At 72.4% G+C, this 14,228-nt stretch carries 12 protein-coding genes and 1 pseudogene; 5 read left to right on the forward strand and 8 right to left on the reverse strand.

Going from position 1 to position 14,228, the window contains the following annotated elements; translation table 11 throughout:
* Positions 1 to 54 precede the first annotated feature (54 nt).
* Positions 55 to 1,569 (forward strand): metallophosphoesterase, encoded by a 1,515-nt coding sequence (locus ABC138_RS08235; RefSeq protein ID WP_345913307.1) that lies wholly within the window; start codon positions 55 to 57, stop codon positions 1,567 to 1,569.
* Positions 1,570 to 1,720: 151 nt separating this feature from the next.
* Here ABC138_RS08235 and ABC138_RS08240 read toward each other — a convergent pair whose 3' ends face one another.
* Genes ABC138_RS08240 through ABC138_RS08255 form a run of 4 tightly spaced genes read right to left on the reverse strand, consistent with a single transcriptional unit; the run spans position 1,721 to position 5,608 of the window.
* Positions 1,721 to 3,181 (reverse strand): glyceraldehyde-3-phosphate dehydrogenase, encoded by a 1,461-nt coding sequence (locus ABC138_RS08240; protein WP_068328437.1) that lies wholly within the window; start codon positions 3,179 to 3,181, stop codon positions 1,721 to 1,723.
* A gap of 32 nt (positions 3,182 to 3,213) precedes the next feature.
* Positions 3,214 to 4,113, reverse strand: coding sequence for a sucrase ferredoxin (locus ABC138_RS08245; RefSeq protein WP_345913310.1), 900 nt, complete (start codon positions 4,111 to 4,113; stop codon positions 3,214 to 3,216).
* Between the two features lie 10 nt (positions 4,114 to 4,123).
* Positions 4,124 to 5,347 (reverse strand): cupin domain-containing protein, encoded by a 1,224-nt coding sequence (locus tag ABC138_RS08250; protein WP_345913312.1) that lies wholly within the window; start codon positions 5,345 to 5,347, stop codon positions 4,124 to 4,126.
* Positions 5,348 to 5,608: a hypothetical protein gene (locus tag ABC138_RS08255; RefSeq protein WP_345913314.1), complete on the reverse strand. Its 261-nt coding sequence runs from the start codon at positions 5,606 to 5,608 to the stop codon at positions 5,348 to 5,350.
* Between the two features lie 147 nt (positions 5,609 to 5,755).
* Between ABC138_RS08255 and ABC138_RS08260 the strand changes: the two genes are divergently transcribed.
* Complete coding sequence (locus ABC138_RS08260) at positions 5,756 to 7,057, forward strand: saccharopine dehydrogenase NADP-binding domain-containing protein (RefSeq protein WP_345913316.1); 1,302 nt, start codon at positions 5,756 to 5,758, stop codon at positions 7,055 to 7,057.
* Positions 7,058 to 7,078: 21 nt separating this feature from the next.
* On the opposite strand, the gene ABC138_RS08265 is transcribed toward ABC138_RS08260, so the two are convergent.
* The 4 genes from ABC138_RS08265 to ABC138_RS08280 form a co-directional block, all read right to left on the reverse strand.
* A complete protein-coding gene (locus ABC138_RS08265) occupies positions 7,079 to 8,176 on the reverse strand; it encodes a GNAT family N-acetyltransferase (RefSeq protein WP_345913318.1) in 1,098 nt (365 codons plus the stop codon).
* Positions 8,173 to 8,982, reverse strand: a complete 810-nt coding sequence (locus ABC138_RS08270; protein ID WP_068328420.1) for a crotonase/enoyl-CoA hydratase family protein — start codon at positions 8,980 to 8,982, stop codon at positions 8,173 to 8,175. Before ABC138_RS08270 ends, ABC138_RS08265 begins: the two co-directional genes overlap by 4 nt.
* Before the next feature lie 80 nt (positions 8,983 to 9,062).
* Positions 9,063 to 9,866, reverse strand: a complete 804-nt coding sequence (locus ABC138_RS08275; RefSeq protein ID WP_345913320.1) for a hypothetical protein — start codon at positions 9,864 to 9,866, stop codon at positions 9,063 to 9,065.
* A 265-nt stretch (positions 9,867 to 10,131) separates the two neighbouring features.
* Positions 10,132 to 10,605 carry an SRPBCC family protein gene (locus tag ABC138_RS08280; protein WP_338539256.1) on the reverse strand — a complete coding sequence of 158 codons (474 nt, stop codon included), beginning with the start codon at positions 10,603 to 10,605 and terminating at the stop codon, positions 10,132 to 10,134.
* Positions 10,606 to 10,665: 60 nt separating this feature from the next.
* Between ABC138_RS08280 and ABC138_RS08285 the strand changes: the two are divergent.
* The 3 genes and pseudogenes from ABC138_RS08285 (at position 10,666) to ABC138_RS08295 (ending at position 14,201) form a co-directional block, all read left to right on the forward strand.
* Positions 10,666 to 11,575 (forward strand): annotated as a pseudogene (locus ABC138_RS08285) (IS5 family transposase).
* A 72-nt stretch (positions 11,576 to 11,647) separates the two neighbouring features.
* Positions 11,648 to 12,847: an MFS transporter gene (locus ABC138_RS08290; RefSeq protein WP_345913323.1), complete on the forward strand. Its 1,200-nt coding sequence runs from the start codon at positions 11,648 to 11,650 to the stop codon at positions 12,845 to 12,847.
* Between the two features lie 283 nt (positions 12,848 to 13,130).
* Positions 13,131 to 14,201, forward strand: a complete 1,071-nt coding sequence (locus ABC138_RS08295) for an IS110 family transposase (RefSeq protein ID WP_345913326.1) — start codon at positions 13,131 to 13,133, stop codon at positions 14,199 to 14,201.
* Positions 14,202 to 14,228 lie beyond the last annotated feature (27 nt).

A 14,228-nucleotide genomic window follows, 5' to 3' on the forward strand; every position in this document is an offset into this window, starting at 1 on the left:
GTTACCGACAGGTAGCAATGTGGGTGCCAGCGGCCGTCTGCCTACAGTGGGGCGGTGCGATGGACCGAGCTGATGCGACGCGCCGGCATGGCCGCGCTCGTGGCCGCCGCGACGTTGGCCGGTGGGCTCGTCACCGCCGCGCTGTGGCCGGTCACGGTCGAGACCGGGTACTACGCCGCCGACGTGCGGCTCGCCCCCGGGTGGGGCGACCGCTCGCGGATCGGGACGGACACGGTCGTCGGGAGCGTGTCGGCCCGCTTCTCCGGGCTGGCCCCGGGCGTCGACGTCGCGCCGCGCGTCAAGCCGGAGATCACCGAGCTCGTCCGCTCCGGCGACCTCGACGCCAGCGCCCTCGACGTCGGCCCCGACGAACGCACCCGGGTCATCCGCGAGGCCGCGACGGGCGTCGGCCTGCGCTTCGCCGCCGGTGCCGCGCTCGGGCTCGGCGTCGTCCTCCTCGGCGTCGGCCTGCGGCGACGGGGACTCCCTTCGCCCCGGACGGCGGTCGGCTCGCTCACCGTCGCCGCCCTCACGTGCGCGCTCTCCGGGGTCTCCGCGCAGCGCACCTACCAGGCCGACCGGCTCCTCGCGCTCGACTCGACCGGGCTGCTCCAGCTGGCCATCGCCAACCGCGGCCTCCTCGACGACGTCGAGCAGCGCGCCGACCAGGCGACCCCCTACCTGCGCAACCTGCTCGCCCTCTCCGCCGCGATGCAGGACGAGTACGCGCCCGAGGAGGTCCCCGGCGGCGAGGCCCTGCGCGTGCTGCTCGTCTCCGACATCCACTCCGCCAACCAGTACGCGCTGATGCGCACGATCGTGCAGGAGCAGGACATCGACGTCGTCATCGACTCCGGCGACCTCATCAACCTCGGGCACGTCGAGGAGGCCCGCCTGAGCAACCTCTACCGCTCGATCACCTCGCTCGGCGTGCCGTACGTCTTCGTCGCGGGCAACCACGACCGCAGCAGCCCGAGCGACACCGCGCTCCTCGACGAGCTCGCGGGCACGCAAGGGGTGCAGCTGCTCGAGCCGGGCGACGGCGGCTACCGCGAGGTCGACATCGGCGGCCTGCGGATCGCCGGGTTCAACGACCCGAGGTACTACGGCGACGCCGACGACGGCACCACCGACGCCCAGGGCGCGGCGCGTGACCGGTGGCTCGAGGCGCTCGGCGAGCAGGAGCCGCCCGACATCACCGTGTCCCACGAGGCACCCGCTCTCGACGACGCCCCCGGCCGGCTGCGCGTCCACGGGCACGGCCATGTCCCGCTGCTCGACGGCAACCGGCTGCAGGTGGGCACCTTCACGGGCGGCGGGACGCTGTCGCACTTCGTCGGTGGGCCCGACGCCGAGCTCGTCGGCCAGCCGAGCTCCTTCGACGTGCTGACCTTCGACTCCTCCTGCCGCGCCCAGCGCCTCGTGCGCTACCAGTACCGCTCGGTCATCGAGGGCCGGCCGAGCTTCGACTCGCTGTCGGTGCTCAACGCCTCGCGGATCGTCGAGGACCCGGCCGAGGGACGCACCTGCGGCGGCGACGAGCTGAGCGTCCGCCCCCTTCGTCCCTGAGGTGGGGTGGCGGGGGCGCGAGTCCCACTGGCCCCATGATTATCGGGTCACCCGTTAAACCCCCGCTCAGCAAGAGTTTGAAACTCTTGCGAACCCGAGGTTTCTCGGGTGACCCGATAATCTTGAGGCGGCGCGGCCTCCCCGCCGCCGCTCAGACCGCGGGGAAGACCGGCGGGTGGACCGCCGCGATCTCCTCGAGGACGCGCACGACCTGGCACGAGTAGCCGAACTCGTTGTCGTACCAGACGTAGAGGACGACGCGGTCGCCAGCGGTGATGGTCGCGCGGCCGTCGACGATGCCCGCGTGGCGGTTGCCGACGAAGTCGGTGGAGACCACCTCGGGGCTGTCGATGTAGTCGAGCTGCTTGTGCAGGTCGCCGTAGAGCGAGGCCTGGCGCAGGAAGTCGTTGAGGGTCTCGCGCTCGACCGGCTTCTCGAGGGTGAGGTTGAGGATCGCCATCGACACGTTGGGCGTGGGGACGCGCACCGAGTTGCCGGTGAGCTTGCCCTCGAGCTCGGGCAGCGCCTTGGCGACCGCCTTGGCGGCACCGGTTTCGGTGAGGACCATGTTCAGGGCCGCGGAGCGGCCGCGACGCTCACCCTTGTGGAAGTTGTCGATGAGGTTCTGGTCGTTGGTGAAGGAGTGGACGGTCTCGATGTGGCCGCCGACCACGCCGTACTCGTCGTTGATGACCTTGAGCGTCGGGACGATCGCGTTGGTCGTGCACGAGGCAGCGGTGACGACCTTGCTGTCACCGATCATCGCGTCGTTGATGCCGCTGACGATGTTGGGCAGGCCGCCCTTGCCCGGGGCGGTGAGCAGGACGCGCGAGACGCCGGGGCACTGCAGGTGCTGGGACAGGCCCTCCTCGTCGCGCCACCGGCCGGTGTTGTCGACGACGATCGCGTCGTTGATGCCGTACTGCGTGTAGTCGACGCTCGAGGGGCTGTCGGAGTAGATAACCTGGATGAGCGTGCCGTTGGCGAGGATCGTGTTGTTGTCCTCGTCGACCGTGATCGTGCCGGGGAAGGACCCGTGGACCGAGTCGCGGCGCAGGAGGCTGGCGCGCTTGGACAGGTCGTTGTCGGCACCGCGGCGCACGACGACGGCGCGCAGGCGCAGGCCCTGGCCGTTGCCCGCGTGCTCGATGAGGATGCGGGCGAGGAGGCGGCCGATGCGGCCGAAGCCGTAGAGCACGACGTCGGTGCTCTGGCGGCTACCACCACCGGAGCCACCGCCGACGACGTCACCGAGCTCGGCGCGCAGGAAGTCCTCGAGCGCGAGGCCCTCACCGGTCTCGAGGCGACGGCGGTGCAGGCGGGCGATGTCGACGGAGGCCGGACCGAGGTCGAGCGCCGCGAGCGCCTCGATCATCGGCAGCGTGTCGTCGAGGGTCAGCTCGACGTCGACGCGGCGGGCGAAGCGGTGCGCCTTGAGGATCTCGGTCGAGGACTGCCCGATGAGCGGCCGGCCGTGGATCGAGGTGACCACCCCGTGCTCCCGGTAGAGGCGACCCACGGCGGGGATCATGGCCTCGGCCTTGGCCTGTCGGTCTGCCCAGTCGGCGAGATGCTCGTCTGCTGCGTCGGTGGTCTGCGGCGTCGTCGTCATGGGCGCCGAGAATAGTCGCTCGCGTGGATGGGTCAGACGCCGGATCCGTCGGTCGGACGCACGTCGTACAGGGCCTGCTGCTTGGGCACCCCGGCGCAGGTGAGGACGTGGGCCTCGGACATCGTCCGGGTGACCCGGCGAAGGGAGGTCCTCCCGCCCGCCGTGACCGTCACCCGCCACGTCTCCTCGCCGATCGGGTCGACCTGCGGCACAGCGATGTCCGCCAGCCGGACCTCACCCTCGCGCAGCACGTCGTGGACGGCGGCCTGGGCCGCCGGGTGCCACGAGCAGCGACCGCGCCACCGCTCGAGGTCGACCCGTCCGTCGAGGTGGTCGAGCACGACCTGCGGGGCGGTGTCACCCTCGAGGCGCCCGTACATCGAGCCCTCGGGCAGGATCGTCACGTTGCCGGCGAAGCGGTCACCGCCGAGGTGGGTCGTCTCCCAGACGGCACCGGGCAGGGCGTCGTCGAGCACGGCCGCGACGACGCGGCCGTCGATGGCGCAGCACACGTCCTTGCGTCCGTGCGTGCACACGAGGAAGAGCGGCTCGGCGCTCGGGGAGGGCAGGTCGTCGAAGCGCCCGGCGAGCTCGACGAGGTCCTCGGGCCGCTCCCACGTGGCCCGTCCGACGAGCCCGCGGCGCACGTCGACGAGGAAGACCGGGTTGCCGTCGGCCGCGACGACCTCGCGCTCCTGGCGGCCGTGCCGCCGGATGAGCTGGAGCCGGGCGCCAAAGCGGTCGAGCGCCGCCGCGAGGGCGTCGCCCACCTCGGTGAGGGGCGGGGCGGTGATCGGTTTGACCGGCCACGGGCCGGGGTGGGTGACGAGCATCCAGTACCGCGCCGGCACGGCCGTGCCGACCGGCACGTCGCCGCGCTCACGGGCGGCGATCGAGCACCGGACGTGCTCTGCGGAGGGGTCGGGGCTCACCTCGGCGACCCTACGCGGGCGGAGCGGTGAGCGGGACGGCCACCCCGGCCACGACGAGGCGCCGCGCGAGCGCCGGGTCGAGCCGGGCAGGCTCCTCGGCCACCAGCCACGTCGTGACGGCGTCGGCCTCGGACGCGTCCAGGGGCAGGCGGCCGGCCCGGCTCACGAGGACCGCGCCCTCCCCGTCGGGCTCGAGGGCGGCGCGCAGGTGCTCCCGGGGAACGACGACCGGCTCACCCGCGAGGGCCTCGGTGGTGGCGACGGGCGCGACGGGCGCCGGCCGCTGGGCGGCGCGCTGGCGGGGGGCGAGCTGGGCCGCGACGGCCGCCTCGTCGACGGCGGCGACCGCGTCGAGCAGGGCAGCGCGGACGACGGCGAGGTCGTCGACGAGGTCGTCGGGGTCGGCGACGTCCACCCCGGGGCGAAGGGGGGTCCGCGCCTCCGCGCGGGCGGCCACCCCCCTCCGTGCGGCGTCGAGGACGGCCTCGGCGAGGTGCCCGCGGTGCCAGACGTGGACGCCGACGGTGAGGTGCGTGCTCACGCCGCCGAGCGCCTCGGCCGCGTGCAACCAGCCGCGCGGGACGTAGAGGACGTCGCCGGGGCGGAGCGTGACGAGGAGGCGCGGCTGCTCCTGCGCCGCCTGCTCGACCGGGGCGCGGCGGTCCTGCCAGGGCTGGGTGCGCAGGGGGTGCTCGAGGACGGGCGGGTGGAGGCGCCAGGTCTTCTCACCGCCGCACTGGAGCACGAAGACGTCGTGGACGTCGTAGTGCGCGGCGAACCCGCGGCTCTGCGGCGGGGTGACGTAGGCGTTGACCTGCACGGGGTGCCCCAGGTCCGCAGAGAGGTCCTGCGCGAAGTCCAGCACAGGCGGGTGCGTGCGGTGCAGCCCCTGGAGCACGAGCGTGTGGCCCTCCGCGAAGAGCCGCAGCAGCGCGGTGTCGTCCAGCTGGTCCGCGACGCCTGCCCCGACGCCACCGCCGCGCGTGAACTCCGCGTCGGCCAGCGTCTGCCCCTCCCGCGCCACCCGGAGGAAGGGGGTGCGCAGGCCGCGCCGGGAGAGCAGGTCGTCGACGGCCGGGGTGTCGAGCAGGTCCACGAAGTCGCTGCCGAGGGCCGCGGCGGGCACGTGCCGGGGCTCGCGTCCCCAGGCCCGCGCGAAGTCCTCGGGGCCGAGGTCCGTGACGCGGCGGAGGCCGGTGCCCGTCGGGGCACCGGCCTCCTCGCGTGGGGTCACTCAGGCACCGCCGTCGGCGCCACCGTCGCCAGCAGCACCGTCACCGGCTGCGCCGTCCGCGCCACCGTCACCGGCTGCGCCGTCCGCGCCACCGTCACCGGCCGCGCCGTCCGCGCCACCGTCACCGGCTGCGCCGTCCGCGCCACCGTCACCGGCCGCGCCGTCCGCGCCACCGTCGCCACCGGTCGTGGGCGCCTCGGTGGGCACCCCGCCGATGGCCTCCTCGGGAACGTCGGGAGTCTCGTTCGGAGGCTGCGTCATGTGCTTCTCCTTCGTCGTCGGTGACGTGCGGCGCACCGCCTCCCCCCTTCCTAGCGGAGTCGACCCCCGGAGGGAACCCTCACCCCGTGACGACGTGCGCACAGGACGCGAATGTTCCTGCCGGGCAATGCGGTTAGTGTCGAGAGCATGACTTCGTCCGTCACCGCTCGTGAGTACGACATCGTCCTGGTCGGGGCCACCGGCTTCGTGGGGCGCCTCACCGCCGGCCACCTGCGCGACCACGCCCCGGAGGGGTTGCGCATCGCGCTCGCCGGGCGCTCCCGCGACCGTCTCGACGCGCTCGCCGCGGAGCTCGGCGGGCGGGCCGCCGAGTGGCCCCGGCTCGTCGTGGACCTCGCCGACCCGGGGGCCTGCACGGACCTGGCCGAGCACGCGCGCGTCGTCGCCACGACGGTCGGGCCGTACGCCCGGTACGGGCGGGAGCTCGTCAAGGCCTGTGCGGTGGCGGGCACCCACTACGCCGACCTGTCCGGCGAGGTGCTCTTCGTCCGCGACAGCGCCGAGGCCTTCCACGACGTGGCCCGCCGCACCGGTGCCCGGATCGTGCACTCCTGCGGCTTCGACTCCGTCCCGTCCGACCTCGCGGTCTGGGAGACCGCCCGGGTGGCCGCCGCCGAGGACGCCGGCGAGCTGACCGACACCGTGCTCTTCGTCCGGCGCCTCAAGGGCGGTCTCTCCGGCGGCACCATCGACTCGATGCGTACCCAGGTCATCGCGGCCAGCGAGTCCCCGGAGGACCGCCGGGCGATCGCCGACCCCTACGCCCTGAGCCCCGACCGGTCGGCGGAGCCGACCCGCGCCGACCGCGCGGGCGTGCCGACCGCCGGTGCCGCGCAGCGCGGCCGGGTCCGCAGCGTCCTCGGCCGCCTCGGCTCCCGCCTGCCGGTCCGGCGCACCGAGGATGGGCACTGGACCGGCCCCTTCATCATGGCTTCGTACAACACCCGGGTCGTGCGCCGCTCCAACGCGCTCCTGGGCTGGCGCTACGGACGCGCCTTCCGCTACCACGAGGTGACCGACTTCGGCACCCGCGCCAAGGCCCCCTTCGCGGCGACCGGCATGACGGTGGGCCTGCTCGGCCTCGTCGGCGGGCTCGCCTTCGGCCCGACGCGCAAGGTCGTCGACCGCTTCCTGCCCGCCCCGGGAGAGGGTCCCGACGAGGAGTCGCGGACCCGGGGCCGCTTCGCCGTCGAGGTGGTCGCGAGCACGACCACCGGCGCCCGGTACGCGACGACGGTCGCCGCCGACGCGGACCCGGGCTACAGCGGCACGGCGATCATGTTCGGTCAGGCCGCGCTCTGCCTCGCCCTCGACGACCTCGACAGCGAAGGGGGGGTCCTCACCCCCGCGGTCGCCATGGCCGCCCCGCTCGTCGAGCGCCTGCGCGCCCACGACTTCACGATCGAGACCACCCGCGTCCTCGACTGACGCGCGCCCGGCCCCGGCGAGCTACTCGTCGAGGCGGGCCTGTGGGACGGGCGCGTCGGTGCCCTCGGCGAGCACGTCCCGCTGCCACGACTCGGTCCGGTAGCGGGTGACCCACCCCATGGACTCGTAGATGCCGTCCGCCCCGGTCGGGCTGTCGGCGTCGACCTCGAGGGAGACCCGGTTGCGGCCGCGCGCCGCGGCGTCGGCGATGACCGCGTGGAGCAGCGACTTGGCCACCCCGCGCCCGCGGGCCAGCCGGTGCACGCCGATGTAGTCGATGTAGGTGCCCTCGGTCCCCGACGCGTCGGGCGGCAGGACCGCCGCAGCGACGGCTCCGCCGGGGACCCACTGCCCCTCCATCTCGATGTCCGCGATCCACCAGTGGTCCCACCGGTGACCGGGCGCCTCGCGCAGCCGGGCGAGGAACTCCGGGAAGGACTCGCGGTAGGAGTTGAAGTGGTCCGCGAAGGACTCCTCGATCATCCGGTAGACCGCCTGCAGGTCGGCCGCCACCGGCGTGCCGTCCTCGCGCCGGGCCACCCGGCGCACGACGACGCCCTCGCGCCGGTGCGTCTCGAGCAGCTCCTCGTCGCCGGGCTGCGTGGGCCGCCTCATCTGCAGCCAGGTGCGGACGTGCTCGAACCCGTCGGCCGCGAGGAGACCCCGCAGGCGCTCGTCGTCCTCGTGCACAGACATGTCCAGCCGCGTGCCCCCGAGACCGCGACCGCGGGAGATCCTCAGGGCGACCTCCTCCGCCCAGGCGAGGACGGACGGCGCGAGCTGCTCCTCGACCTCGGCACCCAGCGCGGGGTCGGTCGTCAGGTCGATGTTGCAGCGACCGGCGGCGCGGTCGTGCACGCGGGCCCAGAGCCTGATCGCCCCGGCCGGGTCGACGACGACGACCTGGCGCCGCGTCCACGACGCCTCGCCCACGGCCTCGCTGGCGACGAGCTCCTCCTCCACCGCACCGGAGCCGTCCACGGCCTCCTTGGCGGTGGACACGAGGGCGATGAGGTCCTCGACGTCTCCCTCGTCGGGGACGCGGGTGGTCCACCCCTCGGGGAGACCCTCCGGGACGATCGGGAGGAAGCCGGTCTGCTGCTGCGGTCCGCCGCTCACGGGACGAGGCGACGCTGGCGGGGCAGGTACTCGGCGGCGGTGCGCTCGAGGTTGGCCTTGCGGGCTCGGGCGGCGTTGGGGCCCAGGAGCAGCGGGAGCTGCTCGAGTCGCTCGCGGGCGAATGCCCGCCGGGGACCGGAGGTCCACGTCCGGTCGAAGAGCCGCTTGGTCGCCGCGAGCGCGTCGGGCGAGCGCTCGGCGAGCTCACGCGCCAGCTCGGTCGCGGCCCCCACCGGGTCGTCGGCGAGGTCGGTGACGAGGCCGAGCTCGTGGGCCCGCTCCCCCGAGATCTTGGCGGCGGTCATCGACAGCTTCTTGGCGACATCGATACCGACGAGCTGGGACAGGGCGTGCACGCCCGACATGTCGGGGACGATCCCCCAGGCACCCTCGAGCACCGACCACGTCGAGTCCGGGCGGGCGATGCGGAAGTCGGCCGCCAGCGCGATCTGCAGCCCGCCACCGAGGCAGTGGCCGTGCACTGCCGCGATGACCGGCACCGGCAGCCGCCGGTAGGCCCACGGGGCCTCCTGGAAGGTGTTGGTCCCCCGCCACGGTCGCGGCACGAAGCGCCGCGCGATGCCGCGAGGGTCCTTCATCGCCGAGCCGAAGTCGAGCCCGGCGCAGAAGGCGTCCCCCTCACCCGAGATCACGACGGCGCGCAGCCGTCGGTCGGCACGCAGGCCGTGGGCGGTGGCGACGAGGTCGTCGAGCATGTCGAGCGTCAGCGCGTTGAGCTTGTCCGGCCGCGCGAGACGCACCTGGGCGATGCCCTCGTCGATGGAGGTGGTGATGTGCCGTGCCATGGCGTCCACCCTATGGCGCCGGGCACGACGAGAGGGCCCCGTCGGGTGACGGGGCCCTCTCTCGATCGGTGACGCGTCGATCACACGGTGTCGAGCAGCTTGCCGAGGATCGCCGAGACCTCCTTGGCGGAGTCGCTGCTCGCGGAGGTGACGAGGTAGGTCGTGCCACCGGACTCGCCGGCGCACTGCTGCGTGGAGCGCAGCGTGCCGCAGTGGTGGTCCCCGACCTTTTCGTCCTTGTCCCAGATCGCCTCGAAGTCGGCCGGCTTGACCGAGTCGGAGATGACGACCGAGATGGTGTCGCCGCCCTTGGTGTAGACCGCCGTCTCCTGGCCGCCCGCGTCCGAGGTCTGGCCCTTGGTCCAGCCGTCGAAGGAGTCGGGGAAGCTGGCGCCACCGCCGGCGCTCGTCGTCTCGCTCGAGGGCTCGCTCGTGGAGCTCTCCGTGGTCGACTCGGTGGTGGGCTCGGTCGTCGAGCTCTCCGTCGTCGACTCGGTGGTCGAGCTCGGCGTCGTCGACTCGCTCGACGTCGCCGACGAGGTGGTCGTGCTCGAGGACTCGTCGTCGTCACCGCGGGCGATGAGGAAGCCACCGATGCAGCACAGGAGCAGCAGGAGCGCCACGCCACCGGCGATGCCGGCGAGCAGGCCCTTGCCCATGCCCTTCTTCGGCGGCTGCCCGCCGGGCCCACCGGGGCCGGGACCGCCGTAGCCCTGACCGGGCGGCGGTCCGGTGTACCCCTGGCCGGGGGGCGGCGGTCCGGTGTACCCCTGGCCCGGGGAGTTGAACTGACCGGACGGCGGCTGCGTCTGGCCGAAGTTTCCGCTACCGGGCGGCGGTGGGACGTTCGGGCCGCTCGGACCCCCTGCTGATGGTGTCGACATGGGGTTATCGTCACACAATCCGGGCCGGCGCGACACGGATCGTCGTGGGGACACACGCAAGGGCGGGACTCCCCCTGCGGAGTCCCGCCCTGCGGTCAACCCCGGGACCCCCTGCGGGTCCCGCGTCGGTGCCATCCGAGGATCCCCATCCCGTCTGACACCGATGAATCTACGAGCCGGCCGAGGTGCGGGTCGATGGGGAGAAGTACCCATCCCTGCGGGGGTCTTCCGGACGGACGAAGGGGGGCGATCCCCCCTTCGCTGGTCAGCGCTCGAGCAGGGACTTGAGGTTGGAGAGGGTCTGGGCCATGCCGGCCTGGAGCTCGCGGTCGAAGGACTCGACGCCGCCCAGGACCTTGTCCTGCAGGGTGCGGGAGACCTGGGTCGTGCCGTCCGGCGCCTCACGGCGGTGGACGACCGTCGTGCCGCCAGAACCGTTGGGGGACAACGAGAAGGACCAGATCGCCGCGTTGTCCTTGACGCGGAACGCGAACTCCTTCGAGGGCTCGAAGCGCACGACCTTGGCGCGGGTGGGCCACACGAGCAGACCGCGTCGGTTGAGGTTGACCATGCGGGTGCCCAGGCCCACCGGCCGGTCGCCGACGATGTGGGTGCGCAGCACCTGAGGGCTCAGGCCACCGAGGGCGCGGGGATCGGCGACGACCCGCCACACCGCCTCGGGCGTGGCGTCGATGTCGATCTCGGACGTCAGGAGCGGGGCGTTCTGCGTGGTCGTCATGGGGCGAGCCTAGGGCGTGTCTGCCAATGGTGGGGGTGGGGGCGGCGCAGGGTGGATGTCATGGTTCGTGGCGATGTGATCAGTGATGAGTTGTGGCAGGTGATCTCGGCGGTGCTGCCGCCGTGTCGGGGTCATCAGGGTCGGCCGTGGAATGACCACCGGCGAACGTTGGAGGGCATCGCCTGGCGCTTCCGAACGGGTTCACCGTGGCGGGACCTTCCGGGGGAGTTCGGTTCGTATCAGTCTGTGTGGCAACGCCATCGGCTCTGGTCGACCGACGGCACCTATGAAGCGATGCTGGTTACAGCCCAAGACCAGCTCGGCCTGAACGGCCAGGAGCTGGAGTCGATCCTGTCGATCGATTCCACGAGCGTGCGGGCCCACCAGCACGCTGCCGGAGCCCGTCGAGACTCGGTCGCTGCCCCAGATGCCGGGGACACAGGGGGCAGGAGCGAGTTACACGAATTCTCGGATCGTGCCCGGGGAGCCGCCTGACCACGCGCTGGGACGTTCTCGTGGAGGGTTGACCACGAAGGTCCACACTCTCTCGGATCTCACCTGCACCCCGGTGATCGCGCTGCTGACCGCCGGCCAGAGTGGGGACAACCCGATGCTTGCGCCATTGGTCCAGGCCCTGGACAAGGCCGGGCACGGCATGGACTTTCGACTCCTGGCGGACAAGGCGTACTCCCACCCCAGCACCCGCCAATTCCTGCGCGAGCGGCGGATCAAGCACACGATCCCTGAACGTCGCGACCAGATCGCACGCCGCAAAGCGAAGGGATCCCGGGGCGGACGGCCACCCGCGTTCGACCCGAAGGTCTACAAGGACCGCAACACCATCGAGCGCTCCTACAGCCGGATCAAGCAATGGCGAGGCTTGGCCACCAGGTACGACAAGTACGCCGTGACCTACCTCGGCGGTTTCCTGTTAGCGACACTCATCCTGACCCACCGCGCCAGGACTTAGCAGACACGCCCTAGGCAGTCGCGGGTGCCGTCGAGGTCGGGGCGGCGTAGAGCCTGGGGGAGGATGTCGGGCGTGATCCCCCCTTCGTCCCGGACCGCGCCCACCGCTCGACCGGTCGGGGTCGCGCTGGCCGCGCTCGTGCTCGGCGGCGTGGGGATCGGCATCACCGAGTTCGTCACCATGGGTCTCCTGCCGGAGATCGCCGAGGGCATCCGCACGACGATCCCCCGCGCCGGCCACACCATCTCGGCGTACGCGCTCGGCGTCGTCATCGGGGCGCCGGTCATCGCGGTCCTCGGCAACCGGCTGCCCCGGCGCGAGCTGCTCGTCGGGCTCATGGTCCTCTTCGCCATCGGCAACGCGCTGAGCGCACTGGCCAGCAGCTACGGCGTGCTCATGCTCGCCCGGTTCATCAGCGGCATCCCGCACGGGGCCTTCTTCGGCATCGCCTCGATCGTCGCCTTCGACATCGTGGCGGTCGGGCGCGGCGGGTGGGCGGTCAGCCGGATCATGCTCGGCATCCCCGTCGCCAACGTCGCCGGCGTCCCCTTCGCCACCTGGCTCGGGCAGCAGACCGGGTGGCGCTCCGCGTACTGGTTCGTCGCGGCGACCGGCGTCCTCACCGCCGTGCTCGTCCAGCTCCTCGTCCCGCACCAGGCCGCCGACCGGGAGGCGCGGGTGCGCAGCGAGCTCGCCGCCTTCAAGGACTCCCAGGTGTGGCTCACCCTGCTCGTGGGCTCGATCGGGTTCGGCGGCGTCTTCGCGATGTACTCCTACATCTCGCCGATCCTGCGCAACCAGACCGGCCTGCCGGCCGACGCCGTCCCGGTCTACCTCTTCGTCTACGGCGTCGGCGGTCTCGTCGGCACCGTCGTCGCCGGGCGCCTCGTCGACCGCTCCGTGCTGCGCACCCTCGTCGGGTCGACCATCGCGACCGGGCTCTCCCTCGCCGCCTTCGCCCGGGCCGCCGACTCGCCGGTCCCCGCCGCCGTCGTGCTGCTGCTGATCTGCATCTCGGTCTCGGCCTTCGTGCTCGCGCTGCAGCTGCGGCTCATGGAGGTCGCCGGCCGCGCCCGCACGCTCGGGGCCGCCGGCAACCACGCCGCGCTCAACATCGCCAACGCGCTCGGCGCCTGGCTCGGCGGTGTCGTCCTCGCCGCCGGCTGGGGCTGGCAGGCGCCCTCGCTCGTCGGCGCGGGCCTGTCCGCCGCCGGCCTGCTCGTGCTGCTCCTGTCGCTTCGGGTCCACCGGCGGCGCACGACCTTGGACTGAGGGCACCCTTCGAGACGGTCGCTGCGCGACCTCCTCAGGGAGCGCGTGGGGGCGGGCTCCTAGAGTCGGGTCAGTGTCAGGGTGATTGCACCGCTCACGCGGTGGTTGGATCCTGAGCGCCGGGTGTCTGGCTCATAGAGTCGCTGTCGCCTTCGGGCTGATCAGCATGCGTTATGCCGACGCCTGGTGTGAAGGACCGGCCGGCGTGACTTGATAGGAGCGTGGCATCGCCCCCACTGAGATGTGTCCGCCGACCGGCCCCAACCGTCCAGTCACTGATCAGGTGAAGGAGGCAACCACCATGGTTGTTGTTGGAGCCGATGTCCACAAGCGCACGCACACATTCGTCGCGGTCGATCAGGTCGGCAAGCAGGTCGGGCAACTCACGGTCGAGGCGGTCACGGCCGGGCACCGCAAGGCCTTGACGTGGGCTCGGGAACGCTTCGGCGACGAGCTCGTGTGGGCCATCGAGGACTGCCGCCACCTGTCCGCCCGCCTGGAGCGAGACCTGCTCACCAGTGGGCAGCAGGTGGTCCGGGTTCCGCCGAAGATGATGGCCGAGCAGCGCCGGGTCGCGCGCACCCGTGGCAAGTCCGACCCGATCGACGCGTTGGCCGTGGCTCGCGCGTACCTACGCGAACCGTCGCTGCCGGTGGCCTCGCACGACGAGACGTCCCGGGAGCTGAAGTTGCTGGTCGATCGCCGCGAAACCCTTGTCGCGCAACGCACAGCGACGATCAACTCGCTGCTGTGGCGGGTGCACGAGCTCGACCCGGCCCGGGCCCCCAAAGCTCGCTCGTTGGACCTGGCCAAGCACCAGCAGCAGCTGCGTGCGTGGCTGGTAACCCTCGAAGGAATCGTGGCCGAGCTGGCGTTGGAGGAGCTCGACGACATCGTTGCGCTGACCGCGCGAGCCAAGACGTACGAGAAGCGCATCGCGCTCCTGGCCGAGGAGGCGGCACCGACGCTGCTGGCGATGCCCGGGGTCGGGGCGTTGACCGCGGCCAAGCTGATTGGTGAGTCCGCGGGCGCGTCACGGTTCCACAGCGAGGCCGCGTTCGCCCGCCATGCCGGGGTCGCGCCGATCCCGGTCTGGTCGGGCAACACCGCCGGCCGAGTGCGGATGACCCGCTCCGGCAACCGACAGCTCAACGCCGCACTGCACCGCATCGCCATCACCCAAGTACGTCTGCAGGGCTCTTTGGGCAAGGCCTACTACGAGAAGAAGAAGGCCGAAGGCATGTCCAACCGCGAAGCCCTGCGCTGCCTCAAACGACGCCTCGCTCGCGTCGTCTTCCACCACCTGACCACCGACCAAGCAACGACCGCGACTGGACTCGCGGCCGCCGCTTGACATAGGAGTAACCCATGCGCCATCCCG

This window comes from Janibacter sp. LM (assembly GCF_039631275.1).
Taxonomy (GTDB): domain Bacteria; phylum Actinomycetota; class Actinomycetes; order Actinomycetales; family Dermatophilaceae; genus Janibacter; species Janibacter terrae.

What these genes read in the sequence shown, in the direction of transcription:
- ABC138_RS08240 (WP_068328437.1), bottom strand. Translation starts at nt 3,181, where the DNA reads ATGACGACGACGCCGCAGACCACCGACGCAGCAGACGAGCATCTCGCC.
- ABC138_RS08275 (WP_345913320.1), bottom strand. Translation starts at nt 9,866, where the DNA reads ATGTCGACACCATCAGCAGGGGGTCCGAGCGGCCCGAACGTCCCACCG.
- ABC138_RS08260 (WP_345913316.1), top strand. Translation starts at nt 5,756, where the DNA reads ATGACTTCGTCCGTCACCGCTCGTGAGTACGACATCGTCCTGGTCGGG.
- ABC138_RS08270 (WP_068328420.1), bottom strand. Translation starts at nt 8,982, where the DNA reads ATGGCACGGCACATCACCACCTCCATCGACGAGGGCATCGCCCAGGTG.
- ABC138_RS08280 (WP_338539256.1), bottom strand. Translation starts at nt 10,605, where the DNA reads ATGACGACCACGCAGAACGCCCCGCTCCTGACGTCCGAGATCGACATC.
- ABC138_RS08255 (WP_345913314.1), bottom strand. Translation starts at nt 5,608, where the DNA reads ATGACGCAGCCTCCGAACGAGACTCCCGACGTTCCCGAGGAGGCCATC.